21 protein-coding genes, 1 tRNA gene and 1 pseudogene are annotated in these 24820 nt (G+C 73.7%); 6 read left to right on the top strand and 17 right to left on the bottom strand.

What is annotated here, in order from left to right:
* The first annotated feature begins 78 nt into the window (after positions 1-78).
* Positions 79-2856 carry a serine/threonine-protein kinase gene (locus ACFO3Q_RS12115; protein WP_377004976.1) on the top strand — a complete coding sequence of 926 codons (2778 nt, stop codon included), beginning with the start codon at positions 79-81 and terminating at the stop codon, positions 2854-2856.
* Between the two features lie 61 nt (positions 2857-2917).
* The gene (locus ACFO3Q_RS12110) at positions 2918-3577 is read left to right on the top strand and encodes a phosphatase PAP2 family protein (RefSeq protein WP_377004975.1); all 660 of its coding nucleotides are present in this window, start codon (positions 2918-2920) and stop codon (positions 3575-3577) included.
* 87 nt (positions 3578-3664) lie between these two features.
* Here ACFO3Q_RS12110 and ACFO3Q_RS12105 read toward each other — a convergent pair whose 3' ends face one another.
* The 12 genes and pseudogenes from ACFO3Q_RS12105 to ACFO3Q_RS12050 all read right to left on the bottom strand — a co-directional run bounded on the left by ACFO3Q_RS12105 (position 3665) and on the right by ACFO3Q_RS12050 (position 12612).
* Positions 3665-4585, bottom strand: coding sequence for a GGDEF domain-containing protein (locus tag ACFO3Q_RS12105; protein WP_377004974.1), 921 nt, complete (start codon positions 4583-4585; stop codon positions 3665-3667).
* Between the two features lie 68 nt (positions 4586-4653).
* Positions 4654-5595, bottom strand: a complete 942-nt coding sequence (locus tag ACFO3Q_RS12100; protein WP_377005033.1) for a DMT family transporter — start codon at positions 5593-5595, stop codon at positions 4654-4656.
* Positions 5596-5627: 32 nt separating this feature from the next.
* A complete protein-coding gene (gene murB / locus ACFO3Q_RS12095) occupies positions 5628-6686 on the bottom strand; it encodes a UDP-N-acetylmuramate dehydrogenase (protein WP_377004973.1) in 1059 nt (352 codons plus the stop codon).
* Positions 6683-7717, bottom strand: a complete 1035-nt coding sequence (locus ACFO3Q_RS12090; RefSeq protein WP_377004972.1) for a quinone-dependent dihydroorotate dehydrogenase — start codon at positions 7715-7717, stop codon at positions 6683-6685. The genes murB and ACFO3Q_RS12090 overlap by 4 nt, the downstream gene beginning before the upstream one ends.
* On the bottom strand, positions 7718-8017 hold the full coding sequence (locus ACFO3Q_RS12085) for a DUF4190 domain-containing protein (RefSeq protein ID WP_377005032.1): 300 nt from the start codon (positions 8015-8017) through the stop codon (positions 7718-7720). It abuts the gene before it with no gap.
* Between the two features lie 63 nt (positions 8018-8080).
* Positions 8081-8845: pseudogene (locus tag ACFO3Q_RS12080) on the bottom strand (class I SAM-dependent methyltransferase); the annotation flags it as partial.
* A complete protein-coding gene (locus ACFO3Q_RS12075; protein WP_377004971.1) occupies positions 8842-8997 on the bottom strand; it encodes a hypothetical protein in 156 nt (51 codons plus the stop codon). The pseudogene ACFO3Q_RS12080 and the gene ACFO3Q_RS12075, both read right to left, overlap by 4 nt.
* 10 nt (positions 8998-9007) lie before the next feature.
* Positions 9008-10543, bottom strand: coding sequence for an L-piperidine-6-carboxylate dehydrogenase (gene amaB, locus ACFO3Q_RS12070; RefSeq protein WP_377004970.1), 1536 nt, complete (start codon positions 10541-10543; stop codon positions 9008-9010).
* A 64-nt stretch (positions 10544-10607) separates the two neighbouring features.
* Positions 10608-10684 (bottom strand) — tRNA-Arg (locus ACFO3Q_RS12065).
* Between the two features lie 65 nt (positions 10685-10749).
* Complete coding sequence (locus ACFO3Q_RS12060; RefSeq protein WP_377004969.1) at positions 10750-11358, bottom strand: IMPACT family protein; 609 nt, start codon at positions 11356-11358, stop codon at positions 10750-10752.
* Between the two features lie 25 nt (positions 11359-11383).
* Positions 11384-12067 carry a hypothetical protein gene (locus ACFO3Q_RS12055; protein WP_377004968.1) on the bottom strand — a complete coding sequence of 228 codons (684 nt, stop codon included), beginning with the start codon at positions 12065-12067 and terminating at the stop codon, positions 11384-11386.
* Positions 12064-12612: an RNA polymerase sigma factor gene (locus ACFO3Q_RS12050; RefSeq protein ID WP_377004967.1), complete on the bottom strand. Its 549-nt coding sequence runs from the start codon at positions 12610-12612 to the stop codon at positions 12064-12066. Before ACFO3Q_RS12050 ends, ACFO3Q_RS12055 begins: the two co-directional genes overlap by 4 nt.
* A 307-nt stretch (positions 12613-12919) precedes the next feature.
* On the opposite strand from ACFO3Q_RS12050, the gene ACFO3Q_RS12045 reads away from it, so the two are divergent.
* Both ACFO3Q_RS12045 and ACFO3Q_RS12040 read left to right on the top strand, forming a co-directional pair.
* Positions 12920-15886 (top strand): EAL domain-containing protein, encoded by a 2967-nt coding sequence (locus ACFO3Q_RS12045; RefSeq protein WP_377004966.1) that lies wholly within the window; start codon positions 12920-12922, stop codon positions 15884-15886.
* Between the two features lie 75 nt (positions 15887-15961).
* Positions 15962-16198, top strand: coding sequence for a hypothetical protein (locus ACFO3Q_RS12040; RefSeq protein WP_377004965.1), 237 nt, complete (start codon positions 15962-15964; stop codon positions 16196-16198).
* A 57-nt stretch (positions 16199-16255) separates the two neighbouring features.
* Here ACFO3Q_RS12040 and ACFO3Q_RS12035 read toward each other — a convergent pair whose 3' ends face one another.
* The 4 genes from ACFO3Q_RS12035 to ACFO3Q_RS12020 form a co-directional block, all read right to left on the bottom strand.
* Positions 16256-17602: an amidohydrolase family protein gene (locus tag ACFO3Q_RS12035; RefSeq protein ID WP_377004964.1), complete on the bottom strand. Its 1347-nt coding sequence runs from the start codon at positions 17600-17602 to the stop codon at positions 16256-16258.
* Between the two features lie 79 nt (positions 17603-17681).
* Positions 17682-18860, bottom strand: coding sequence for a BaiN/RdsA family NAD(P)/FAD-dependent oxidoreductase (locus tag ACFO3Q_RS12030; RefSeq protein WP_377004963.1), 1179 nt, complete (start codon positions 18858-18860; stop codon positions 17682-17684).
* A gap of 25 nt (positions 18861-18885) precedes the next feature.
* Positions 18886-19374 carry a GreA/GreB family elongation factor gene (locus ACFO3Q_RS12025; RefSeq protein WP_377004962.1) on the bottom strand — a complete coding sequence of 163 codons (489 nt, stop codon included), beginning with the start codon at positions 19372-19374 and terminating at the stop codon, positions 18886-18888.
* A gap of 80 nt (positions 19375-19454) precedes the next feature.
* Positions 19455-21812, bottom strand: coding sequence for a Tex family protein (locus tag ACFO3Q_RS12020; protein ID WP_377004961.1), 2358 nt, complete (start codon positions 21810-21812; stop codon positions 19455-19457).
* Between the two features lie 201 nt (positions 21813-22013).
* On the opposite strand from ACFO3Q_RS12020, the gene ACFO3Q_RS12015 reads away from it, so the two are divergent.
* Positions 22014-22712 carry a pirin family protein gene (locus ACFO3Q_RS12015; protein ID WP_377004960.1) on the top strand — a complete coding sequence of 233 codons (699 nt, stop codon included), beginning with the start codon at positions 22014-22016 and terminating at the stop codon, positions 22710-22712.
* Between the two features lie 25 nt (positions 22713-22737).
* On the top strand, positions 22738-23337 hold the full coding sequence (wrbA, locus tag ACFO3Q_RS12010) for an NAD(P)H:quinone oxidoreductase (protein WP_377004959.1): 600 nt from the start codon (positions 22738-22740) through the stop codon (positions 23335-23337).
* Positions 23338-23563: 226 nt separating this feature from the next.
* Here wrbA and ACFO3Q_RS12005 read toward each other — a convergent pair whose 3' ends face one another.
* The gene (locus ACFO3Q_RS12005) at positions 23564-24781 is read right to left on the bottom strand and encodes an autotransporter family protein (RefSeq protein ID WP_377005031.1); all 1218 of its coding nucleotides are present in this window, start codon (positions 24779-24781) and stop codon (positions 23564-23566) included.
* Positions 24782-24820: the final 39 nt, after the last annotated feature.

Here is a 24820-nt window from a genome sequence, read left to right as displayed (position 1 = left end):
CCGGCCTCCACGGCCTTGGGGGAGGCGGCGCATGCGGGGCTTGACGGGCGGACGGCGGCAGCCGTCACGGGGGATGCGATGAACGGCGACGTCACCGCGCCGACCGTGCGCGAACTGTTCGATGCGGTCTGCGACCTGCCGCCGACCAGCTGGCGCCCGCGCCTGGCCGCCCTGTGCGGCGATGCGGAGACGGTCGAGAACGTGCTCGCCCTGCTCGACGCGCAGACCGTCGCCCTCGAACGTGCCGTCGCGCCGCTGGGCCAGCTCATCGCCTCGCTGCCGGCCGCCGAGCTGCGCGTCGGCGACCGCCTCGGCGTGTGGCGCCTGAGCGAGCAGCTCGGCACGGGCGGCATGGGCACGGTGTTCGTCGCCGAGCGCGACGACCACCTGTACCGGCAGCGGGTGGCGATCAAGCTGTTGCGGGGCGTCCCCGGGCCGGAGGCGCGCGAGCGCCTGGCGGCCGAGCGCCAGATCCTCGCCGACCTCCAGCACCCGAACATCGCGCGCCTGTTCGACGGCGGCACCACGCCGGCGGGGCATCCCTACCTGGTCATGGAGTACGTGCAGGGGCTGCCGCTCGACCGCTGGTGCGCCCGCAACGCGCCCGACCTGCGCGAGCGCCTGCGGCTGTTCGTGCGCATCTGCCAGGCGGTGCAGGCCGCGCATGCGCGCCTGGTGGTCCACTGCGACCTCAAGCCGAGCAACATCCTGGTCCGCGAGGACGGCGAGCCGGTCCTGCTCGACTTCGGCATCGCCCGCCTCCAGGGCGACGCCGATCCCGCCAGCGGCTACGGCACCCCGGGCTACGCGAGTCCCGAGCAACTGGCGGGCGCGCGCCCCGGGCTGGCCAGCGACGTCTTCAGCCTCGGCATCCTCCTGATCGAGCTGGCGGTCGGGCTGCCGTTGCAGCGCAGCCTCGCCAGCCGCACGACGCCGCCCCCGGCGCCCAGCGCGCACGCCGCCGACCCGGCGCGCGCCCGCGTCCTGCGCGGCGACATCGACGCCATCTGCCGTCGCGCCTGCGCACTGGACCCGGCCGCCCGCTACGCGACCGTCGACGCCCTGCGCGACGACGTCCAGCGCCACCTCGACCTGCGCCCGGTCGCGGCCCGCGGGGGCGGGGCGCTGTACCGCTGGGGGCTGCACGCGCGGCGCAATCGCTGGCAGATCGTCGCCGCGGGCGTGACCGGCACCGCGGTCGTCGTCGGCCTGCTGGTCTCGCTGCATGCGCTGGGCGAGTCGCGCCGCCACCAGGCGGCGCTCGAGCTGCGCCAGGCCGAGCTGGAGCGGGTGACCGCCTTCCAGCGCGCCATGCTCGAAGACATCGACCTCGAGGGAATGGGCGCCGACCTGCTGGCCGAGGTGCGCGCCCAACTGCCGGTCCAGGGTACCGAGGCGGGGCAGGGCGATCCGCTGGCGCGGCTGGAGCCGGTCGACATCGCCCGCCGGCTGATCGACAGGCAGATCCTCGCCCGTGCCGACGGCGCGATCGCCGGCGGTTTCGGCGACAGTCCGCAGCTCGCCGCCGACCTGGAGGAAGCGCTGGCCCAGGTGCAGCTCGCGCTGGGGCTGTATCCCGAGGCGGCCACCCGCTATGCGCGCATCGCCCGGCAGCGCGAGACGCTCGGTGCCGGGGACGAGGCCATCCTCAGGGCGCGAACCGGCGAAGCGACGGCATGGAACCAGAGCGGCGGGCCGAACCCGGGTGTCGCGCGCGAGGTGCTGGAGGCGGCGCTGGCCGCATCGGCGCTGCCCCGGACGCACAGGCAGCACATCCTCGCGCGCCTCCAGCTCGCGACCGCGCTGCTGCACACGGGGGAGCCGGTGCAGGCCGTGGAGATGGCCGAGGGGGCGCGACGGGATGCCGAGGCCCACCTCGACGGCGACGACGAGACCGTGCTGGCGGCCCTGAGCACGCACGGCGCGATGCTGATGCGCACCGGCGACCTGCTCGCGGCGCGCGGCATCATCGGCGACCTGCTCGAGCGCCACACGCGGCGCGACGGTCCCGAAGATCCGCGCACGCTCGACGCCTTGAGCTCCCTCGCACTCCTCCACGCGATGGGCAAGGACTTCGACCAGGCGCTTGCGCTGCAGACCAGGCTGGTGGAGGTCCAGCGGCGCCGCCTCGGTGCGGAGCATCCGTTGTCGCTGGTGGCACAGGGCAACCTGGCCAACTTCCTGCTCGAGCTGGACCGCAACGAGGAAGCGCACGGCGCGCTGCTCGAGGTCCACGAGGCGCGTGTACGGGTGCTGGGTGCGGAGGCTCCGCTCACGCTCCGCGCCAAGCTCAACCTCGCCACGTACTACGCGCGCAACGAGGACGTCGCGCGCGCACTGCAGCTCGAGGCGGAGGTGCTCGAGAGTCGTCGCCGGATCCTCGGTCCCGAGCACCCGGACACGTTGTCCGTCCTGATCAACCATGCGGCGACGACCTATCGCGCGGCACGTCTGGGCGACGCCCAGCGCCTGTTCGACGAGGCGCTCCCGGTCGCCCGCCGGGTGCTCGGCGACGGGCATCCGCAGTACCAGATGGGGCTCTTCGTCCAGGGCCTCGTGGCGCTGGACAGGAACGACTCCGCATTGGCGATCGGCAGCTATCGCGAACTGCTCGGCCTGCGCCTGCGCGACCAGGGGCCTTCCGCAGTCTTCACCCTGGAATCGGTACGTGCGCTCCGCGACGCGCTGCGCACGGCGGGCCGCGACGACGAGGCGGGGCAGCTGGAAGCGCGCTACGTCGCGCCTTTCCTCGAGCTTCCGGAGGCCGGACTGAGCGAGGCGCAGAAGAACATGCGCGCCCTGCTGCTGGAGGACAGGGCGACGGCGGAGGCGCCGGCGAGCGCCGCCCGCGGCTGACCTGCATCCCGCCGTCACGCCGCCGCGGCTGCCATGTGCGGACATGCCGACCGGAGCGACGATGCGTCCCGACTTCCCGAACTGGCTCGTCCGTCGCGTGGGTCTCCGCGTCGGCGTGCTGTTCCTGGCGCTGCTCGCCCTGCTGCTGGGCTTCGCGGAACTCGCCGAGGAGGTGCGCGAGGGGGAGGGCTTCGACTTCGACGAGCCGCTGCTGGCCTGGGCCCAGACCTGGCACGGTCCCGCGCTGGACCGCTTCTTCGTGGTCGTCTCGGCGCTGGGCTACGCCTGGGGCGTGATCCCGCTCGACATCGCCATCCCGCTGGTCCTGCTGTGGCTGCGACGGCTGCGCGACGCGGTGTTCTTCGTGCTCGGGGTCGGCGGTTCGGCGCTGCTCAACATGAGCGCCAAGGCCTTCTTCCAGCGGGAGCGCCCGACGCTGTGGGAGTCCATCGCGCCGGAGGCCACCTTCAGCTTCCCCAGCGGACATGCGATGGGCTCGATGGCGATGTCGGCCTGCCTCGTGGTGCTGAGCTGGCGGACCCGCTGGCGCTGGCCGATGCTGCTCGGGCTGGGGCTCTTCGTGCTGCTCGTCGGCGTGTCCCGCGTCTACCTCGGCGTGCACTTCCCGTCGGACGTGCTGGCCGGCTGGATCGTCGCCGTGGCGTGGGTGATCGGGGTGCACCTGCTGATGCACGTGGTGGCGCCGCGCAGGGCGCGGTGACGGCCGCTCTCCCGCGGACGTGCGGGAAAGCGGTGGCCGGCGGTGACGTCGCGGGGCGCGCGGGCGAGGGCGACGGCGCCGCGGAGGCTAGGGCCCGGCCGGAGACGGGCCGCTCGTCCGCACGCAGTCGCGTCCCGCGTCCTTGGCGGCGTAGAGCGCGACGTCGGCCGCGCGCAGCAGGCCGCTCCGCTCGGTGCAGGTCCCGAGGGTGGCGACGCCCACGCTGATGGTCGTGGCGCCGGCGCCCTCGGCCGCGCGGACCTCCGCCGCCGCCACCGCCGCGCGCAGGCGCTCGCCGGCCTCGGCGCCGGCAGCGAGGTCGGCGCCGGGCAGCAGCACCGCGAACTCCTCGCCGCCGATGCGGCCGATGGCCTCGTCGCCGCGCACCTGCGCACGCAGCAGGGCGGCGAGCCTGCGCAGGACCGCATCGCCGGCCAGGTGGCCGAGGCTGTCGTTGATGCGCTTGAAGTGATCGACGTCGAGGATGGCGAGGGACAGCGGCCTGCGGCCGCGGCGCGCGGCGACGATGGCGCGGTCCAGCACGTCGAGGAAGTGGCGGCGGTTGTGCAGGCCCGTCAGCGTGTCGCGGGTCGCCACCTCGTAGGCCTCCTCGTGATAGCGCGCCTCGACGCTGCCGGCGCCGATGAACTTGAGGATGCAGTTGCCGACGACGACGAGGTCGCCATCCACGAGCGGGGCCGACGGTCCGTGCGCGAGCAGGCGGTCGTTGATGCGCACCGGGTTGGTCGCGCCGAGGTCGCGCACGTGGCAGCCGTCGGGGGCGCACCAGACCTCGCAGTGCCGGCGCGACACGCTGGGATGCGCCAGGACCAGGTCGCAGTCGTGCCCGCGGCCCACCCGCAGCGGATGCTCGCCCACGTCCACCCGGGTGCCGATGGCTTCCCCGGCGATGACCACCAGGCAGGCTCGGCTGGGCGCCGGAGGGCGCGGCGCCACGCCGGGTACGGTCAACCGCGTGGTGTCCCCGTGTTCGCTGTGCTCGGCCATCGCTCCCCCGTCCGGGCGCGAGTCTGCACCCCCGCGCCCGGCGCCACCCGACCGTCCGTCTCGCCGGTTCAGCTGCGCGCGGGCGGCCGCGGCGGCGATTCCGGCAGGGCCGGCTGTTCCGCGGTGGCGCCGCCGGCGGCTGGCGGCATGTCCGGGTCGGTGGTGGTGCGGCGGGCGAGCTGGGCCTCGCGGTGGGCGATGTAGGCGTTCGAGGCAAAGATGACCGCCGCGCCGAGTCCCGTCCACAGGCCCACCGTCTCGTCGAACAGGGCCCAGCCGATGAAGGCCACGATGGGCACCTGCACGAAGCTGATCGGGGTCAGCAGCGAGGCCTCGCCCATCTTGAGCGCGCGCGTCCAGAACATGTGGCCCATGGTGCCGAAGAAGCCGGCGCCGACGATCCACAGCCAGGTCCAGCCGGTCGGCCACACCCAGACGAAGAGCGCCGGCACCAGGGACATCGGCACCCAGAACAGCGTGGTGTAGAGGACGATGGCGTCGGGCTTCTCGGTCCGCGAGAGCATCTTGATGCTGATCGCCACGGCCGCCGACAGCACCGCCGCGACCACGGCGACCAGGCTCATGGCGCTGAAGCCCTCGGTGCCGGGGCGCACGATCAGCAGCACGCCGAGGAAGCCGACCGCCACCGCCGTCCAGCGCCGCGCGCGCACCACCTCGCCGAGCACCAGCACCGCGCCGATGGTGACGAACAGCGGGGTCGAGTAGGAGAGCGTGACCGCCTGCGCCAGCGGCAGGTAGACGATGGCCGAGAAGCCGCACAGCATGCCCAGCATGCCGATCACGCAGCGGGTGGCGTAGAGGTGCAGCTTGTCGGTGCGCAGCAGGCCCCAGCCGTGGCGGAACAGCAGGGGCAGGGCGAACGCCATGCCGAACAGGTTGCGGAAGAACGCGATCTCGAACGGGTGGAGCTGTTCCGAGGCCAGCCGGATCACCGCGGCCATGCAGGCGAACATCGTGGCGCTGCCGACCATGAAGGCGACCGCACGCAGGATCACCCGGTCGGGATGGTCGGCGGCGGCGTTCACGGTGCGGGCGGCTCGCCGAGAATGCGGGGTTCGGGTTCGAGGCGGACGCCGAAGCGCGCGGCCACCGCGTCGGTGACCGCCCGCGCCAGCGCAAGCAGGTCCGCGCCGCTCGCCTGCCCGTGGTTGACCAGCACCAGCGCATGGCCCGCGTAGATGCCCGCATCGCCGCGGCGCTCGCCCTTCCAGCCACAGGCCTCGATCAGCCAGGCGGCGGAGAGCTTGCGGGTCCCTGCGTCCTCGCCCGGCCAGCTCGGCATGCCCGGATGCGTCTCGGCCAGGGCCTGCGCCTGCGCCACGGGCACCATGGGGTTCTTGAAGAAGCTGCCCGCGTTGGGCAGGACGCGCCAGTCCGGCAGCTTGCGCGTGCGCACGCGGGTGACGGCCTCGGCCACGTCGCCCGCGGTCGGCGCGCCCACGCCCATGGCGGCGAGCTCCTCGCGCAGGCCGGCGTAGTCCAGGCGCAGCGGCGGGTCGTGGGGCAGCAGGAACTCGACCGCGAGCACGATCCAGCGCCCGGGCTGGCGCTTGAACAGGCTGTCGCGGTAGCCGAAGGCGCATTCGGCCCGGCCGAGGCGCAGCACGCGCCGTTCGTGGAGGTCGTAGGCCTCGACGACGTCGGCGAAATCGCCCATCTCCGCGCCGTAGGCGCCGATGTTCTGGATCGGTGCGGCGCCGACGGTGCCCGGGATCAGGGCCATGTTCTCCAGACCCGGCAGGCCCTGCGCCAGCGTCCAGCGCACCAGGGCGTCCCAGGCCAGTCCCGCCTCGGCGCGCACGCGGATGCCCGCGGCCTCGCGGGCGACGGTGCGCACCGCGTCCGCGCGGATGCGCAGCACCGCATCGACGTCGCCGGCGATGAGGACGTTGCTGCCGGCGCCGAGCACGACCGGCACCTGCCCGTGCAGCGCGGGGTCGGCCAGCGCCGCGGGCAGGGCATCGAGCGTGTCGAGGTCGACCAGCACGCGTGCGCGGCTGCGGACGCCGAGCGTGTTGAGGTCCTTCAGCGGGGCGTCGTGGTGCAGCCGGTAGCCGGCCCCGGTGGTCGCTTCGTTCACGCCGTCGCCCGCTGAGCGTGGACGCGCAGGGCATCGACGCACTCGCCGACCAGGGCGGGGCCGCGATAGACCAGGCCGCTGTAGCACTGCACCAGCGTCGCGCCGGCCTCGCGCTTGGCGACCGCGTCGCCACCGTCGAGGATGCCGCCCACGCCGACCAGCCCGATGTGGCCGGGCAGGCGCGCGGCGAGGGCGCGCAGCACCTCGGTCGCGCGCGCCATCAGCGGCCGCCCGGACAGGCCGCCCGCCTCGTCGGCGTGGGCCTCGCCGGCGACGCCGCTGCGGTCGAGCGTGGTGTTGGTCGCGATGACGCCGTCGATGCCGGCAGCGGCCACCGCGCCGGCGATGCCGTCGAGGCCCGCCTCGTCGAGGTCGGGCGCGATCTTGACCAGCAGCGGCACGCGCCGGGCGGAACCCGCGCCCAGGCGGTCGCGGGTCTCGCGCAGGTCGCCGAGCAGGCGCCGCAGGGTGTCCTCCTGCTGCAGGTCGCGCAGGCCGGCGGTGTTGGGCGAGGAGATGTTGACGGTCACGTAGTCGGCGACCGCGTGCACGCGCTCCAGGCAGTGGCGGTAGTCGTCGCCCGCGGCCTCGTTGGGCGTGTCCTTGTTCTTGCCGATGTTGATCCCGACGATGCCCGGTCGCTTCGCGCGGTCCAGGTTGCGCAGCAGCGCCTCGACGCCCTGGTTGTTGAAGCCCAGCCGGTTGATGACGGCCTGCCGGCCCGGCAGGCGGAACATGCGCGGCCTGGGATTGCCGGGCTGCGGGCGCGGCGTGACCGTGCCGACCTCGACGAAGCCGAAGCCCAGCGCGAACAGCGCATCCACGTACGCGCCGTTCTTGTCCATGCCCGCGGCCAGCCCGACCGGGTTGTCGAACCCCAGCCCGAAGGCCTGCGTCGGCAGGGGCGCGGGGCGCCGCGACAGCGCGCCCCGGGTGCCGGTGCGGTAGGCGGTCTCGATGGCCCTGAGGGCAAGACCGTGGGCGGTCTCCGCATCGAAGGCGAAGAGCAGGGGGCGAGCGAGGCCGTACATCTAGAGGAGGAATCCGAGCAGGAGCGCGGTGCCGCCCAGCAGGAGCAGCCCGCCGATCAGCAGCGCGCCGAGGAAGAGCGAGACGAGCTGCACCCAGCCGAGCACGAGACCGCCCAGCGCGAGGCCGTCGCCCTGCAGGCGGCCCCCCGCGGCTCGGATGTCGCGCCGTGCCAGATGCCCGGCCACGACCGCGACCAGGGCGCCGATGAAGGGAATCAGCAGCCAGCTCAGCACGCCGAAGACGAGCGAGACGACGGCACCGGAGTGCGTCGGGGCCGGCGTCGCGGGGACAGGCGGCAAGGCAGGCGGCAAGCCAGGCGTCGCGCCCTCCGAGGCCGCCGTGGCCGTGGACGCGACGGGTGCGCGGCCGAGGAAGACGCGCGTGTCGTAGTCGAGGGAGACGGCGCCGTCCACGGCGGTGGCGTCGAACAGGGCGTCGAGCGCCCGCATCGCCGCCTCGTGACGCGGATGACCGGCCCTGGGCGCGTACGACGAGGACAGGAAGCGTCCGCGCAGGCCCTCGCGGTCCAGGCGCTGCGCGTGCGGGAAGCGCGCGCTCGCCACGAAGGCGTCGCCGAGCCAGGCGCGCATGTCGTCGTCGCCGTCGTAGCGCTCGGCCACCTGCGCGTAGTCGGTGTGCTCGCGCAGCAGCGCCTCGTAGCCGTCGAGGAAGGGCGTGCCGCCGGTCCGGCGCGTGTTCCAGAACACCGCGACGTGGCCGCCCGGGCGCAGCACGCGGGCGCACTCGGCGCGGAAGGCCGCGCGGTCGAACCAGTGGAAGGCCTGCGCCGCGACGACCAGGTCCACCGACCGCGCATCGAGCCCGAGGGCGTCGGCGCGCCCGCCGACGATGCGCCAGCCGTCGCGCCCCGCGAGGTGGTGCGCGCAGGCTTCGCGCATGCGCGCGTTCGGCTCGACCGCGATCGCCTCGATGCCCGGCTGGGCGTCCAGCAGCATGGCGGTGGAGATGCCCGTTCCAGCGCCCACGTCGGCCACGCGCAGGCCCGGGCGCAGCGCGCCCTGGTCGCGCAGCCAGTCGGCGAGCGCGCTCGGATAGTCGGGGCGGTGGCGGACGTAGTCCTCGACGCGGTCGTCGAAGCGGCTGACGGTGTCGCCCGGCAGGTTCATGCGCTGCGGCCCGGAAACCCGACGCCGGCACCCGTCAGGACGAGGGCCACGACCGGCAGGCCGATCGCGGCCGCGATCCCGCGCGGGATCGGCCCGCCGGTCGCCAGGGCGATCGCTGCGAGCGTGCTGGTCGGGCGGGCCCGGGCGTCCATCGGCGTCCGCTCAGAACTCGAACTTGATGCCCTGGGCCAGCGGCAGCGCGTCGGAGTAGTTGATGGTGTTGGTCTGCCGGCGCATGTAGACCTTCCAGGCGTCCGAGCCGGACTCGCGGCCGCCGCCGGTGTCCTTCTCGCCGCCGAAGGCGCCGCCGATCTCGGCGCCGGAAGTGCCGATGTTGACGTTGGCGATGCCGCAGTCGGAGCCGCTCGCGGAGAGGAAGCGCTCGGCGGCCTTCAGGTTCTGGGTGAAGATCGCCGACGACAGGCCCTGCGGCACGCCGTTCTGCATGGCGATGGCCTCGTCCAGCGTCCTGAACGGCATCACGTAGAGGATGGGGGCGAAGGTCTCGGCCTGCACGATCTCCGCGTCGGGCGAGAGCCCGGTGACGATGGTGGGCAGCACGAAGTTGCCGGGGCGGTCGTCCAGCGCCCGGCCGCCGGTCGCCACGGTGCCGCCGGCGGCCTGGGCCCTGGCGATGGCGTCGAGGTAGCCACGTACCGCGTCCTGGTCGATCAGCGGGCCCATGAGGGTGGCCGGGTCGGTCGGGTCCCCGATCTTGCCCTCGACCTGCCGGTAGGCCGACACGAGGGTCTCCAGCACGCGGTCGTGGATGCTCTCGTGCACGAACAGACGGCGCGTGGAGGTGCAGCGCTGGCCGGCGGTGCCGACGGCGCCGAAGACGATGGCGGGGATGGCGAGCTTCAGGTCCGCCGTCTCGTCGACGATCATCGCGTTGTTGCCGCCGAGTTCGAGCAGCGAGCGGCCCATGCGCTTGGCCACCTCGGCGCCGACGATGCGGCCGACCGCGGTGGAGCCGGTGAAGCTGATGAGCGGGATGCGGGTGTCGGCCACCAGCGTCCTGTCGAGGCCCTGGCCGGCGTCGTTGAACAGGAAGAACAGGTCGGGGAAGCCCGCGTCCTTGAGCGCCTCGTTGCAGATCCGCATCGTCGCGATCGCGGTCAGCGGCGTCTTCGGGCTCGGCTTCCAGATGCAGATGTCGCCGCAGACGGCCGCGACGAAGGCGTTCCAGCTCCACACCGCGACCGGGAAGTTGAAGGCGCTGACGATGCCGACCAGGCCGAGCGGGTGCCACTGCTCGTACATGCGGTGGCCCGGACGCTCGGAGTGCATCGTCAGGCCGTAGAGCTGGCGCGACAGGCCGACCGCGAAGTCGGCGATGTCGATCATCTCCTGCACCTCGCCGTCGCCCTCGGCCTTGATCTTGCCCATCTCCAGCGAGACCAGGCTGCCCAGCGCGTCCTTGTTCCGGCGCAGCGCCTCGGCGCACAGGCGGACGGCCTCGCCGCGGCGCGGCGCCGGCGTCGTGCGCCAGACCTCGAAGGCCGCCTGGGCGCGCGCCACGATGGTCTCGTAGTCGGCCTTGCCGGCGCCGTACACGGTCGCCAGGACCTCGCCGGTCGCCGGTGCCGGACGCGCGATGCTGCCCGCGTCCGTGGTGGCGGACCACTCGCCCTGACCGAGGTAGGTGCCGGAGACGGTGGACTCGATGCCGAGCGCGCTGAGGACCGGGTGGGTCATGGAGGCTCCTTTCGATGTGCCGGCCCGCCCGGCGCGCGGAGCGGGCCGGGCGGGCGGAGGAAGATGGCGTCCCCGATACGATTCGAACGTACGACCTGCCCCTTAGGAGGGGGCCGCTCTATCCAGCTGAGCTACGGGGACGCGGAAGGCGGCGGATTTTCGCACGAAGCGAGGTCGCCCTGCATGCGCCGCGGCCGATCGTACGCTCAGGCGCGGTCCGACGCGGGGTCCAGCAGGACGAAGGCGCCGCTGCCGCGCGTCAGGTCGCGGTGCAGGGCACGCAGCGTCTCGACGCGCTCCGCGAGGGCGCGGACGTGCAGCACGACGCGCTCGGCGCCGAAGGCTTCGTCCTCCACGGCGGCGGCCTGCTCGCCCAGCCGCGCGCGCAGGGTGGCGAGTTCCGGGTAGGCGCAGTCGAGGCGCAGCGCGACGGTGTCGAGGAGCGGAAGCCGGTCCGCGCGGCGCAGGCATTCCGCCGCGCAGCCGCCATAGGCGCGGACGAGGCCGCCGGCGCCGAGCTTCACGCCGCCGTACCAGCGCGTCACCACGACCGCCACGCGGTCGCAGTCCTGCCCGTCGATCGCCGCGAGGATGGGGCGCCCGGCGGTGCCCGCGGGCTCGCCGTCGTCGCTCGACCGGTACTGCCCGCCGATCCGCCACGCCCAGCAGTTGTGGGTGGCGCCGGGGTCGGCGACGGCCTCGACGAACGCGGCCGCCTCGCCGGGGGAGGCGACCGGTGCGGCGCGGGCGAGGAAGCGGCTCTTCCTGATCTCCACCGCGTGCTCCGCCGGCGCCGCGAGCGTCTCCCGGCTCATCGGCGGCACGTCCGCGTGCGGGCGCTCACCGCAGCAGGGGCTCGAGATCGTCGGGAACCGCGATCTCGGGATGCCGCGCGCGGAACAGGCGCAGGCTCTCCACGGCGCCGCTGCGGTCGCCGGCGGCTTCGCGTGCGCGGATGCGCTCGATCCACGCGCCCGGCCCCAGTGCGACGTCCAGGCGTACCGGCGGCAGGGCCTCGACCGGCGCGGGCTCGGGGACCGGAGCCTCGGCGGGCGGGGCGACCGGCGTGGCGGCGACCTCGGCGGGATCGACGCTCGGCGCGTCCTCCGAGGGCAGGCGCAGGGCCGCGACGTCGGCGGCCCGCTGCGCCTGCAGGGTGGCGGCGGGCGCCTCCTCCGCGGGCGCGACCTCGGCCCGCATCGCCGCGATCTCCGGCTGGCCGGTGGGTGCGGCCCGCCGGGTCTCCTGCAGCGGCGGCGCGAGCGCGGTCTCGTCGCGGGTGCCGGTGTCCGGGGCGACCTCCCAGAACACCGCCAGCGCCAGCACGGCCGCCGCGGCGGTACCGAGCCCCCACAGCGCCGGCGCCGGCCGCCGCCCGACGGCGCGTGCGGCGTGCGCGCGGATGGCGGCGTCCAGCGCGGCGGGCGGCTCCGTGCGCGGCAGGCCGGACAGGCGCTCGGCCAGCGCCCGCTCCTCGGCGTCGAGCGGGGCGTGCGGATCGTGGTGGTCGCGGCTCGCGGTCATGGCAGCAGGCTCGTGCGCAGCTTGTCGGTGGCGTAGCGCAGGCGCGACTTGACCGTCTCGCGCCCGACGCCGGTGATCGCGGCGATCTCCTCCAGGGACAGTTCCTGTTCGAGACGCAGCAGCAGCGCCTCGCGTTGTTCGTCCGGCAGCGCGTCGAGCGCGCGCTGCAGGCGCCGTCGCTCCTCGAAGCGCGACACGGCGCCGTCTGGCGTGCCCGGGTCGACCACCGCCGCCAGGCGCGCATCGGCGTCGGCGGGCGGATCCGGCCGGTGCTCCGCGGCGCGCCAGTGGTCGCGGAGGCGGTTGTGCGCGATCTGGTACAGCCAGGTGGTGAAACGCGCATCGGGACGATAACGGGTCCTGGCCGCGATCACGCGCTGCCAGACGTCCTGGAAGACCTCGTCGGCCAGGGCGGGGTTCCGCAGGTTGCGCTGGAGGAAGCGGTACAGCCCACCGCGATGGCGCTGGTAGAGCGCGTCGAAGGCGGCGACCCGGCCCTGGGCATAGGCCAGCATCAGCGTCTCGTCGTCCGGTGCGTTCGTCATGGCCGCGCAGCCTAAGCCATCGTGGCGGGCGCGACAGCGTTTCCGTTCGTCGCCGTGGCGTGCGTCGGCGGGCGGGCCCTGGCGCGTGTCGTGCACTTCGAGATGAGATCCGTCCCGGAGGGAAGCGGCCTGGGGCACGCCGATACGGCGTTGCGCGCCTTGCCCGGGCGCCCGGCCTGCGCTGCGGCGCGCGCCGTGTCTCGGCGCACCCGGACCGCTTCGCACTCACCTCAAAGGGCACAACACGCTCTAGACTCGGCCGCCTGGGGGGAGTCGTGGCCAAAGACTCGGCCGCCTGGGGGGAGTCGTGGCCAAGGACACAGCACAGGCACGGGCGGACGGCCCGGAGGCAGTCGCGATGGTCGCCGCGCCGGGCGCGGACGCGTCGGCGTGGACGGCGCTGGCGGAAGCCGACGACCTGCCGGCCTTCGCCGCGGCGCTCGAGCGGCTGCTGCGTGCGCGCCCCGGCTTCGGTGGGGTGTGCGTGGCGGTCGGCTGCGGCGAGACCGTCCAGGAGAGCAGCGGCGCGCTCGCCGCGCCCGGCCTGCGGGCCCTGCTGGCGGCGGAACTCGCGGCGCCGGGTCCCGACGGCGCTCCGCGCGCGGGCGACGGCGGCTTCGTGGCGGTGTGGCGCGAGGTCCACCGGGGCCTGTGGCTCGCGCTCGCGGTGCAGGCCGCGACGCCGGTGTCCGACTGGCTCGACGTGCTGCGCTGGACCCGCGCCTTCGCCCGCGGGCTGGTCGAGCGCCGCGAGCTGCGGCGCAGCGTCGCGAGGCTGGAGAACGCGGAGCGCCTGCACCGCGCGCTGTACGCCATCGCCGACATGGCCAGCGCGCGGCTGGACATGCCGGAGATGCTGCGCGGGCTGCACCGCATCGTCGGCGGCCTGATGTACGCCGAGAACTTCTTCATCGCGCTGTACGACCCGGCGCGACGGACCCTGCGCTTTCCCTATTTCGCCGACACCCAGGACGCCTTCGTCCCCGATCCGGAGCAGGAGCTCGACGAGGCCGACCTCGTCAACAGCCTGACCATGCGCCTGATCCGCCACGGCCAGGCGCTGCGCGGGCCGTCGGTGGAGGTGCGCCGCGCGCTCGGCATGCCGCCCGACTCCAGCCAGGGCCCGGACGCCGCCTACTGGCTGGGCGTTCCGCTGGTCAACGGCGAGGAGGTCTGCGGCGCGATCGTGGTGCAGAGCTACGACCCGCGTTTCGTCTATACCGACGAGGACCGCGCCCTGCTGTCCTATGTGGCGCGGCACATCCTCACCGCCCTGGAGCGCAAGCAGCACCAGGCCGAGCTGGAGCGCCACGTGGTGGTGCGTACCTGGGAACTCGCCCTGGCGAACGAGGAACTGAAGTCCGAGATCGTCGAGCGCCAGAACGGCGAGCGCCTGCAGGCGGCGCTGTTCCGCATCGCGCAGCTGTCCACCGCCTCGGAATCGCTGGAGGCGTTCTACGCGGCGGTGCACGGCGTCGTCGGCGAGCTGCTGTACGCGCGCAACTTCTTCATCGCGCGCCTGCTAGAAGACGGCAGCGGGCTGGAGTTCCCGTACTCGGTGGACGAGCGCGACACCGCGCGTCCCCGTCGCGCGCTCGGGCGCGGCCTGACCGAATACGTGCTGCGCACCGGCCAGCCGCTGCTGGCGGACCGGCGCAAGGTGGCGGAGCTGGCCGCCGCCGGGGAGGCCCGCACCTTCGGCACGCCCGCGGTGCACTGGCTGGGCGTGCCGCTGCGCGACGGACAGCGCACCATCGGCGTGCTGGTGGTGCAGAGCTATTCGCCGGACATCCTGTTCTCGCAGCGGGACCAGGAACTGCTGACCTTCGTCTCGCTGCACATCGCCAACGGCATGCAGCGCCGCCGCGCCCAGGAGCGCCTGCTCGCGGCGCATTCGGAGCTGGAGCGCCGCGTGGAGGAGCGCACGCGCGAGCTGGCCGAGGCCAACGCCAAGCTGCGCGCCCAGATCGGGGAGCGCCTGCGCGCCGAGGAACTGCTGACCCACCAGGCCTCGCACGACGCGCTGACCGGGCTGCCCAACCGCGCCTTCCTGTTCGACCGCATGCAGGCCGCGATGGGCGTCTACGGGCGCGACCCGGAGCGGCTGTTCGCGGTGCTGTTCCTGGACCTCGACCGCTTCAAGGTGATCAACGACAGCGTGGGGCACCTCGTGGGCGACGAGGTGCTCAAGCACGCCGCGCGGCGCATCGCCTCGGCGGTACGGCAGCAGGACGTGGTGGCGCGCCTGGGCGGCGACGAGTTCGCGGTGCTGGTCGCCGACATCGAAGGCGAGCGCGACGCGCGCGACGTGGCCGAGCGCATCATCGCCGCGCTGGTCGCGCCCATGCCCGTGGGCGACAAGGAACTGTTCACTTCGGCCAGCGTGGGCATCGCCCTCGCCAGTCCGCGCTACCGCGGCGCCGAGGAGATCCTGCGCGACGCGGACACCGCCATGTACCGCGCCAAGGCCAAGGGCCGGAACCGCAGCGAGGTCTTCGACCGCGCGCTGCACGACGAGGCGCTGCGCACGCTCGACCTCGAGAACGACCTGCGGCGGGCGCTGATCGAGGGCCGCTTCGAGCCGTACTACCAGCCCATCGTCTCGCTGGAGGACGGCGCCCGCGTCGGCTACGAGGCGCTGCTGCGCTGGAACCACGACAGCCGCGGCGTGCTCGCGCCGGAGAGCTTCCTCGCGGTGGCGGAGGAGGGTGGGCTCATCGAGCAGATCGACTGGCTGATCTACGAACGCGTGTTCCGCGACATGGGGCGCCTGCTCGCGGACGGGGAGTACGTCTGCATCAACGTGTCGGCGCGGCACTTCCACGTGCCGGGCATGGCCGAGCGCCTGCTCGGGCTGCTGCGGACCTGCGGCGCCGATCCCTCGCGCCTCCGGATCGAGCTGACCGAAGGCGCGCTGCTGGACGAGGCGCACAACGTCAGCGCGGCGCTCTACGACCTCCGCGTCGCCGGCGTGCGTACCCAGCTCGACGACTTCGGCACCGGCTATTCCGCCCTGTCCTACCTGCACCGCTATCCCATCGCGGCGATCAAGATCGACCGCAGCTTCGTCGCCGAGCTCGACGGCAACGGCTCGCAGGGCGGGCATGCGGTGGTGCGCGCCATTCTCGCCCTGGCGCAGTCGCTCGGGCTGGAGACCATCGGGGAGGGCATCGAGACGCCCGAGCAGCGCCGCCGGCTCGCGGCGCTGGGCTGCGAGCGCGGGCAGGGCTTCCTGTTCGCCGCGCCGGCCCCGCTCGCCGCCGTGGCCGGCTGAGCGCCGGTCTCACGGGCGTTTCATCCCCGTGGCGCTGCAATGGTCGCCCGATTCACCCGTTGAAGAGGACACACCATGGGCGAACACGACGCCAAGCATTCCGGTACCGGCGGTTCCCGGCAGGACGAGGACAAGGCGCGTCCGGGCGGCAACGAGGACGTCCGCGGCAAGGAGAACGGCAGCCCCGAGGAGCGGCGCCGGGAGGAGAGCGAGAACCTCGACGAGGCGCTGAAGGAGACCTTCCCGGGCAGCGACCCGGTCGCGCCGTTCATTCCCGCCAAGCCGCCGAAGGACCCGACTGGCGGGAAGTGAGGAACCAGGAGAAGCGAGAAGCGAGGGGAGGCGTCACGCGCCTCCCCTCGCCGTTTCTCACTCCTCGTCGCCCACCCGGCCGGCCACCCGTCGCCCCTGCTGCCACACCGCCTCGATGCGGCGGGTGTTGAGGATGTCGGCGGCCGGGTCCGCGCCCAGCACGACGAAGTCCGCGCGCCGCCCCGGAGCGAGCAGGCCGCGGTCCTCGAAGCCCATCAGCGCGGCGGCGTTGCGGGTCGCCACCTGGAGCGCCTCCGTGGGGGTGAGCCCGGCCTGGGTCATGAGTTCCAGTTCCCGGTGCTCGGCGAAGCCGGGGATGCGCACCGCGGTGGCGCCGGAGTCGGTGCCGAAGCCGAGCGTCACGCCGCCGGCGTGCAGGGTGGCGAGGTTGCGCAGGTTGGTCCGCACCGCGGCACGGGCGTCGGCGACGCCGGCGCCTTCGAGCGTCGTCCGGCGCCACTCCGGGTCCTCGAACCGGGCGCGCAGCGCGGGCGAGAGCGCGGCCAGGAAGAAGGGGTCCTCCAGCATCTCCGGGCGCTCCGCGTACAGGTAGTTGGCCTCGTCGATGTTGACCGTCGGGATGTAGCCGATGCCGCGCTCGCGCAGCAGGGCGACGAAGGCGGGATCGACCGGTTGGTCGCGCACGCCGTGGGCGATGATGTCCACGCCAGCTTCGGCCAGCGCGCGCGCGGGTTCGAGGTCGTGGATGTGCGCGGCGACCTTCAGGCCCTGCGCATGCGCCTCCGCGATGGCGGCGCGGTAGACCTCGTCCTGCATCATCGGCGCGCTGCCGCCGAGGTCGTCGACCCACAGCTTGACGATGTCGGCGCCCTCGGCCTTCGCCTGGCGCACGGCCTCGCGCGCGTCCTCCGCGGTCTGCGCCCGCGCGGCGGCACCGGGCGCGAGGTTCATGCGGTCCGCCGGCGGCGCGCCGTCGGGCGCGCCCACGCCGCGCCCCGCGCCGAACAGGCTGGCGCCGAGCCGCGGGTCGGCGTTCACGGCGTCGCGGATCTCCGCGAAGGGCGGCGGATTCAGCCCCAGCGCCACCACCGTGGTCACCCCGAAGGCCTGGTACTGCGCGAGCTGGGCGAGGATGTTCTCGCGGGTGTAGAAGCGCGAGCCGTGCTCCGTGCCGGACACGTTGCCGACGTGCGCGTGGTTGGCGACGAGGCCGGGAACGATGTGGCGGCCGCTGTAGTCGATGCGTTCGGCGCCGTCCGGCACCTGCACCGTGCCGGGCGCGCCGATCGCGGCGATGCGCCCGTCCTCGACGAGGATGGTCGCTTCGCCGAGGTCGCGCTCGCCGTCGAAGACGCGGGCGCCCTCGATCACGGTGGCCGCGCCGGCGGGCAGGGCGAGCGCGGCGAGGAGGGCAAGGAGGCGGGAAAGAGGACGTGCGTGCATGCTGCGACTCGCGTCGTGGCCGGCGCCCAAGCGTAGCAAGCCGCCTTCACGGCAGGGTGAACCCGCCGCCGGGCGCCGCTCAGGCGACGAGGCCCGCCGCGTTGCCGCTGGCCCAGGCCCACTGGAAGTTGAAGCCGCCCAGGTGGCCGGTGACGTCCACGACCTCGCCCACGAAGTGCAGCCCCGGCACCGTGCGCGACATCATCGTGCGCGAGTCCAGCGTGTCGGTGTCCACGCCGCCCAGGGTGACCTCGGCGGTGCGGTACCCCTCGGTCCCGCTCGGCAGCACCGGCCAGGCGTGCAGCAGGCCGGCGATGCGCGCGAGGTCGGGCGGCTGCAGCTGGCGCATGCGGCGATGGCCGAGGTCGTGGTCGCAGAGGCGCTGAGCGAGCCGCTTCGGCAGCACCTCCGCCAGCTGCGTGCGCAGCTCGGCGTCCGGATGCGCGCGACGGGCGGCGGCCAGCCACTCCGCGGCGTCGCGCTCCGGGAGCAGGTCCACGTGCAGCGTCTCGCCGGGCTGCCAGTACGAGGAGATCTGCAGGATCGCGGGGCCGGACAGGCCGCGGTGGGTGAACAGCATCGCGTTGCGGAAGCGCGCGCCGCCGTGGGCGATCTCCACCGGCGTGGCGACGCCGGCGAGCTCCGCGTTGCGCTCCAGCGGCGCGCCGCTCAGGGTCAGGGGCACCAGGCCGGCGCGCAGCGGCAGGACGCGGTGGCCGAAGCGGCGCGCCAGGTCGAAACCGAACCCGGTGGCGCCCATGCGCGGGATCGACAGGCCGCCGGTGGCGACGACGAGGCTCCCGGCCGCGAGGGTGCCGGCGTCGGTCTCGACGCGGAATCCGGGCGCGTCCGCATGCACGGCGCGGATCGCGGTGCCGGTGCGGATCTCCACGCCGGCGGCACGGCATTCGTCGACCAGCATGCGCACGATGAGCTTGGACGAGACGTCGCAGAAGAGCTGGCCGAGCTCCTTCTCGTGGTAGGCGATGCCGTGCGCCTCGACCATGGCGACGAAGTCGGCCGGCGTGTAGCGGGCGAGGGCGGACTTGCAGAAGTGCGGGTTCGCGGAGAGGAAGTTGGCCGGCGCGGTGTGCAGGTTGGTGAAGTTGCAGCGCCCGCCGCCGGACATGAGGATCTTCTTGCCGACCCGCTCGGCGTGCTCGACCACCACGACGCGGCGGCCGCGGCGGCCGGCCACGAGGGCGCACATCAGCCCGGCCGCCCCGCCGCCCAGCACCAGCACGTCGACCGCGCTCATGCGCGCCCGCTCCCGGGCCGTGCGTTCAGCCGGGCGGCGCGTCCGCGCCGATGGCCAGCACCTCGACTTCGAGATCGCCCGCAGGCCGCGGCCACACCCGCGTCTCGCCCACGCGGGCGCCGCGCAGCGCCCGCGCCAGCGGCGAGACGTGGCTGATGAGCCCGCGCTCGGGATCGGCTTCGTCCTCCCCCACGATGCGGTAGCGATGGCGCCGGTCGTCGGCGTCCGCCAGTTCCACCCACATGCCGAAGCCGACCTCGTCCAGCGGTCCGCCGCCGGGCGTCAGCACCATCGCGGACTCGACGCGCGCGGCCAGCCAGCGCATCTCGCGCTCGACATGGGCGCGCTCGGCGGGGTCGAGTTCCCCGCGCGCACGCGCCTCCGCCGCCGCCAGCCGGGCGCGGAGCTGCGCCAGGCCGCGTGCGGTCACGTAGTTGGGATGCGGGCTCAGCGGCAGCTCCGGCAGGTCGGCGGCAGGCCCGGTGTCGTTCTCCTTGACGAAGGCGCGGCTCATGGTGGCTCCTCCCGGCTCGGCGGGCCGCGCGGGTGCGCGGCCATGGCCCGCAGGATGCCGTCGTGGGCGCCACGGCCACGTCAGCGCCGCTTCGCGTTCGCGAAGGCCTGCGCGAACGCGTTGTTCACCGGCGGTGCGGACGGTGCGCCGCGCCGCGGGTCGGCGCCGCGACGGCCCTCCTCGCGGCGGCCGCCGTCGCGGGCGCGCGGCGCGTCGGCGCCGATCGGGTCGTCCAGGCGCATGGTCAGCGCGATGCGCTTGCGCGGGATGTCCACCTCCAGCACCTTGACCTTGACGATGTCGCCGGCCTTCACGACCTCGCGCGGGTCCTTGACGAACTTCGTCGACAGCGCCGAGACGTGGACCAGGCCGTCCTGGTGGACGCCCAGGTCGACGAAGGCGCCGAACGCGGCCACGTTGGAGACCACGCCCTCGAGCACCATGCCCGGCTTGAGGTCCCTGATGTCCTCCACGCCCTCGGCGAACCGCGCCGCCTTGAACTCCGGGCGCGGGTCGCGGCCGGGCTTCTCGAGCTCCTTCAGGATGTCGCGCACCGTCGGCAGGCCGAAGCGCTCGTCGGTGAACTCCGCGGGATCCAGGCTGCGCAGGAAGGCGCTGTCGCCGATCACCTCGCGCACCTGCCGGCCGCAGCGGGCGAGGATGCGCTCGACCACGGGGTAGGCCTCGGGATGCACGGCCGAGGCGTCGAGCGGGTTCTCGCCCTCGTTGATGCGCAGGAAGCCCGCGCACTGCTCGAAGGTCTTCTCGCCCAGGCGCGGCACCTCGAGCAGGGCCCTGCGGCTGCGGAAGGCGCCGCGCTCGTCGCGCAGGCGCACGATGTTCTCCGCCACCGTGGACGACAGGCCCGCCACGCGGGCGAGCAGGGCGGCGGAGGCGGTGTTGACCTCGACGCCGACCGCGTTCACGCAGTCCTCGACCCGCGCATCCAGCGCGCGCGCCAGGCGCGACTGGTTGACGTCGTGCTGGTACTGGCCGACGCCGATGGCCTTGGGCTCGATCTTGACCAGCTCGGCGAGCGGGTCCTGCAGCCGGCGGGCGATGGAGACGGCGCCGCGCAGGCTGACGTCGAGGGTCGGGAATTCCCTGGCCGCGAGCTCGGATGCGGAATAGACGGAGGCGCCGGCCTCGCTGACCACGATCTTGGTGAGCTTGAGCGCCGGGTGGCGCTTGATCAGGTCTGCCGCGAGCCGGTCGGTCTCGCGCGAGGCCGTGCCGTTGCCGATCGCGATCAACTGCACCGCGTGCTTCTGCGCCAGCCTCGCGAGCGCGGCGATCGCGCCCTCCCAGTCGTTGCGCGGCGCGTGCGGATAGATGGTGGCCGTATCGACCAGCTTGCCGGTGGGATCGACCACGGCGACCTTGACGCCGGTGCGCAGACCCGGGTCGAGGCCCATCACCGCCTTCGCGCCGGCGGGCGCAGCCAGCAGCAGGTCCTTGAGGTTGTCGCCGAAGACGCGGATGGCCTCTTCCTCGGCGGCCTCGCGGGCCTTGAGGAACAGGTCGAGGCTGAGGCCGAGGTGGAGCTTGTAGTGCCAGGCCTGGCGCACCGTCTCGCGCAGCCAGGCATCGGCCGGACGCCCCCGGTCGGCGATGCCCGAGGCCAGCGCCACGCGCTGCTCGGCTTCGAGGTGGCCCGCCCGCACGGCCTCCGCGCGCGCCTCCTCGCCGGTGCCCTGCATCCTGGCCACCGGCAGCAGCTCGAGCGCCACGATGCCCTCGTTGCGCGCGCGGAACAGGGCCAGCAGGCGGTGCGAGGGAATCCCGGCGATGGGCTCGTGGTGGTCGAAGTAGTCAGCGTACTTGGCGCCCTCGGCGCGCTTGTCGTCGAACACCCGCGCCTGCACCTCGCCGCGGCTCCACAGCCAGTCGCGCAGTTCGCCCACGAGGCTCGCGTTCTCGGCGATGGCCTCGATCAGGATGGCGCGCGCGCCGTCGAGCGCGGCCTTGACGTCGGCCACGCCCTTCTCGGTGTCGACGAAGCCCGCGGCGAGCTGCTCCGGATCCTGGGTCGGGTCGTCGCGCAGGCCGAGCGCGAGGGGTTCGAGCCCCGCCTCGCGGGCGATCTGCGCCTTGGTGCGGCGCTTGGGCTTGTAGGGCAGGTAGAGGTCTTCCAGCCTCGCCTTGGTGTCCGCGTCCGCGATGTCGGCGCGCAGCGCGTCGGTGAGCTTTCCCTGCTCCTCGATGCTGGCAAGGATCGCCGCCCGGCGGTCTTCCAGTTCGCGGCGGTAGGACAGGCGCTCCTCGAGCAGGCGCAGCTGGGTGTCGTCCAGTCCGCCGGTGACCTCCTTTCGGTAGCGCGCGATGAAGGGAACCGTCGCGCCCTCGTCGAGCAGCGCGACCGCGGCCTTCACCTGGGCTGGCGTGGCGGCGATCTCCTCTGCGATCTGCTGGGCGATGCGGGTCTCGATCTGGGTCATGCGCGAACACGGCGGGTTGGCGGAGGGGCGCGCAGTATCGACAGGTCGCCGGGGGATGTCACGGCACCGGCGCATCCCGGTCGGCCCCTCGGCCGACGCGTCCAGGCGCGCAACGAATCGTTCCCATCGTTTCACTACTGAAATCAAACATCAGCGCGCATCATTTGCGCACCTGAAAATGCAACGCTGCGGGAGCAGGCCATGATCGACGTACGACCCTTCTCGAGCCTCGGCGGCGCCAACCACGGCTGGCTCGACGCCAAGCACCACTTCTCCTTCGCCGAGTACCACGATCCGGCGCGCATGCACTGGGGCGCGCTGCGGGTGTGGAACGACGACACGATCGCGCCGCAGACCGGTTTCCCGCCGCATCCGCACGCGGACATGGAGATCATCACCTACGTCCGCGAGGGAGCCATCACCCACCAGGACAACCTCGGCAACAAGGGCCGCACCGAGGCCGGCGACGTGCAGGTGATGAGCGCCGGCAGCGGCATCCGGCATGCCGAGTACAACCTCGAGCGCGAGACCACCCGGATCTTCCAGATCTGGATCGTCCCGAGCGAGCGCGGCGGCGCGCCGGCCTGGGGCAGCCGTCCGTTCCCGAAGAGCGACCGCGCGGGCGGCTTCGTGCCGCTGGCGAGCGGGCACGACGGCGACGGCGACGCCCTGCGCATCCGCACCGATGCGCGCGTCCTCGGCGCCACGCTGGGCGCCGGCGAGAGCACGACCTACACCCTCGGCGCGGGCCGTTACGGCTACCTCGTGCCGGCGCGCGGCAGCGTCGAGATCAACGGCGTCCGCATCGGCGAGCGCGACGGCGCGGCGATCCGCGACGAGGGCGAACTGCGCATCCGCGCGATCGAGGACGCCGAGCTCGTCCTCGTCGATTCCGTCTGACCCTCCACCCACAAGGAACACCGCAATGGCCAAGGTTCTGGTTCTCTACTACTCCGCCTACGGGCACATCGAGGCGATGGCGCAGGCCGTCGCGGAAGGCGCGCGCGAGGCGGGCGCCACCGTCGACGTCAAGCGCGTGCCCGAACTCGTGCCGGAGGAGGTCGCGCGGGCCTCGCACTACAAGCTCGACCAGGCGGCGCCGGTCGCGCGGGTCGAAGAGCTGCCGGAGTACGACGCCATCATCATCGGCACCGGCACGCGCTATGGACGCATGGCCTCGCAGATGGCGAACTTCCTCGACCAGACCGGCGGCCTGTGGGCGCGCGGTGCGCTCAACGGCAAGGTCGGCGCGGCCTTCACCTCGACCGCGAGCCAGCACGGCGGGCAGGAGACGACGCTGTTCTCGATCATCACCAACCTGCTGCACTTCGGCATGGTGACCGTGGGCCTGCCCTACAGCTTCCAGGGCCAGCTCGGCGTCGACGAGGTCTCCGGCGGCAGCCCGTACGGCGCGACCACGATCGCGGCCGGGGACGGCAGCCGCCAGCCCAGCGAGAACGAGCTCGCAGGCGCGCGCTTCCAGGGCCGCCACGTGGCCGAGGTCGCCGCGAAACTGTTCGGTTGAGGCTTGACAACGGGGCGCTCCGGCGCCCCGTTCCCGTGCGTCATCCACATGGTCAAAACGCGACCAGGATGACGAAAAGGCTTGAGCGTCAGCACCTTGTGCGAGGTGCTCACAAGGTTGTCCAAGCGGTTGTCCACAGGCATGTGGATAGATCGTGACGCCCTCGGCGCCGGCCGCCGGCGCCCGATGGCATCGCCACCGGGCGTCCGCGGACCGGCCGCTCCCGTCACCAGCGGGCGCGGATGCCGATCGTCCCGTTGAAGCCGTGCTGTCTCTCTCCGTCGAGATCGGTGGTGTAGCCGACGGCAACGTAGCCGGCGATGCCCGGCGTCCAGTTCATGGTCACGCCGCCGCGCAGCTCCAGTGCGGTGCCGCCGAGCGCCGTGCCGATCCGCGTCCGGTCGAAGGTCGTCTCCGACGTCTTCGAGAAGGTGTGCCACACGTCGGCGCCGACGAAGGACTGCCAGGGCTGCCCGCGCACCAGCGCGTCGTGCTCCAGCCGCACGCCGAGCCGCCCGGTGACGGTGTCGAAATGGCGGTGTTCGATGGACGCGTAGGGGTCCCGGCCGTCGCGGAAGTCGATGTGCTGCCAGATCAGCTGGCCCTGCGGCTCGAGCGTCCAGCGCGCGTTGAGGGGGAAGGGCACGCCGGTCTCGACGGAGGCCGCCGTGGCATGGCCGCGGGTCTCGGTGCGCACGCCCATGCTCGACATCGCCTCGCCCTTGAACCGCGTGTACATCGCGACGGCGTCCACGTACCAGCGGCTGGGCGCGACGTGGGTCCAGTAGAGGCCGGCGCTGTCTCCCTTCAGGTCGAGGTCGCCGGAGCGGTTGTCGCGGACCGCCAGCGTGTTGCCGTAGACCGTCCCGCGCGTCTCGGTGTAGGCGTAGAACGCGCCGACGCGGTCCTGTCGCCCGTCGCCCTCGTCGCGGGCGTACACGTCGGCGCCCGCCTGGATGCCGAACAGGTGGCTGCGCAGCCGGGGCCCGAGGTCGTGGCCGGTGCCCGGAACGCGCGAACTCCAGCGCTGGTCGTACCTGTCGCCCAGCACGCGCGCCCAGGCGCCCCCGGTCGGTTGATGCAGAAGCGACTGGTCGCCGCGGCGCTCGTGGAACGTGCCGACGGCGGCCAGCCCCATCTGCTGCGCCACGACGGGGCCCAGGACGTGGCCCGGGATCTCCGGACGGATCAGCGGGATCTCGCCGGGCGGCGCGCCTCCTGGGGGGATGCCTCCGGGGGGCGGTGGGCCAGGCGGCTCCGGCTCGCCGGGCGGAGGCGGCTCGGGTGGCTCCGGCTCGCCCGGCGGCGGTNGGCGGTTCCGGCTCTCCGGGCGGAGGCGGCTCGGGCGGTTCCGGCTCGCCCGGCGGAGGCGGCTCGGGCGGTTCCGGCTCTCCGGGCGGAGGCGGCTCGGGCGGTTCCGGCTCTCCGGGCGGAGGCGGCTCAGGCGGTTCCGGCTCTCCGGGCGGAGGCGGCTCGGGTGGCT

Origin of the sequence: Coralloluteibacterium thermophilum (genome assembly GCF_042654365.1) — a bacterium.
In the GTDB taxonomy this organism is placed as follows: Bacteria; Pseudomonadota; Gammaproteobacteria; order Xanthomonadales; family Xanthomonadaceae; genus Coralloluteibacterium; species Coralloluteibacterium thermophilum.
The sequence above is the reverse complement of the archived record's forward strand: the minus strand, read 5'-3'. Positions and strand labels throughout refer to the sequence as shown.

Bases quoted from the DNA above. Each gene is read 5' to 3' on its own strand.
- ACFO3Q_RS12055 (WP_377004968.1), bottom strand. From the start codon at position 12,067: ATGACCGCGAGCCGCGACCACCACGATCCGCACGCCCCGCTCGACGCC.
- ACFO3Q_RS12020 (WP_377004961.1), bottom strand. From the start codon at position 21,812: ATGACCCAGATCGAGACCCGCATCGCCCAGCAGATCGCAGAGGAGATC.
- ACFO3Q_RS12035 (WP_377004964.1), bottom strand. From the start codon at position 17,602: ATGCACGCACGTCCTCTTTCCCGCCTCCTTGCCCTCCTCGCCGCGCTC.
- ACFO3Q_RS12110 (WP_377004975.1), top strand. From the start codon at position 2,918: ATGCGTCCCGACTTCCCGAACTGGCTCGTCCGTCGCGTGGGTCTCCGC.
- wrbA (WP_377004959.1), top strand. From the start codon at position 22,738: ATGGCCAAGGTTCTGGTTCTCTACTACTCCGCCTACGGGCACATCGAG.
- ACFO3Q_RS12015 (WP_377004960.1), top strand. From the start codon at position 22,014: ATGATCGACGTACGACCCTTCTCGAGCCTCGGCGGCGCCAACCACGGC.
- ACFO3Q_RS12090 (WP_377004972.1), bottom strand. From the start codon at position 7,717: ATGTACGGCCTCGCTCGCCCCCTGCTCTTCGCCTTCGATGCGGAGACC.
- ACFO3Q_RS12075 (WP_377004971.1), bottom strand. From the start codon at position 8,997: ATGGACGCCCGGGCCCGCCCGACCAGCACGCTCGCAGCGATCGCCCTG.
- ACFO3Q_RS12030 (WP_377004963.1), bottom strand. From the start codon at position 18,860: ATGAGCGCGGTCGACGTGCTGGTGCTGGGCGGCGGGGCGGCCGGGCTG.
- ACFO3Q_RS12115 (WP_377004976.1), top strand. From the start codon at position 79: ATGAACGGCGACGTCACCGCGCCGACCGTGCGCGAACTGTTCGATGCG.
- ACFO3Q_RS12105 (WP_377004974.1), bottom strand. From the start codon at position 4,585: ATGGCCGAGCACAGCGAACACGGGGACACCACGCGGTTGACCGTACCC.
- ACFO3Q_RS12040 (WP_377004965.1), top strand. From the start codon at position 15,962: ATGGGCGAACACGACGCCAAGCATTCCGGTACCGGCGGTTCCCGGCAG.
- ACFO3Q_RS12025 (WP_377004962.1), bottom strand. From the start codon at position 19,374: ATGAGCCGCGCCTTCGTCAAGGAGAACGACACCGGGCCTGCCGCCGAC.
- amaB (WP_377004970.1), bottom strand. From the start codon at position 10,543: ATGACCCACCCGGTCCTCAGCGCGCTCGGCATCGAGTCCACCGTCTCC.
- ACFO3Q_RS12060 (WP_377004969.1), bottom strand. From the start codon at position 11,358: ATGAGCCGGGAGACGCTCGCGGCGCCGGCGGAGCACGCGGTGGAGATC.
- ACFO3Q_RS12050 (WP_377004967.1), bottom strand. From the start codon at position 12,612: ATGACGAACGCACCGGACGACGAGACGCTGATGCTGGCCTATGCCCAG.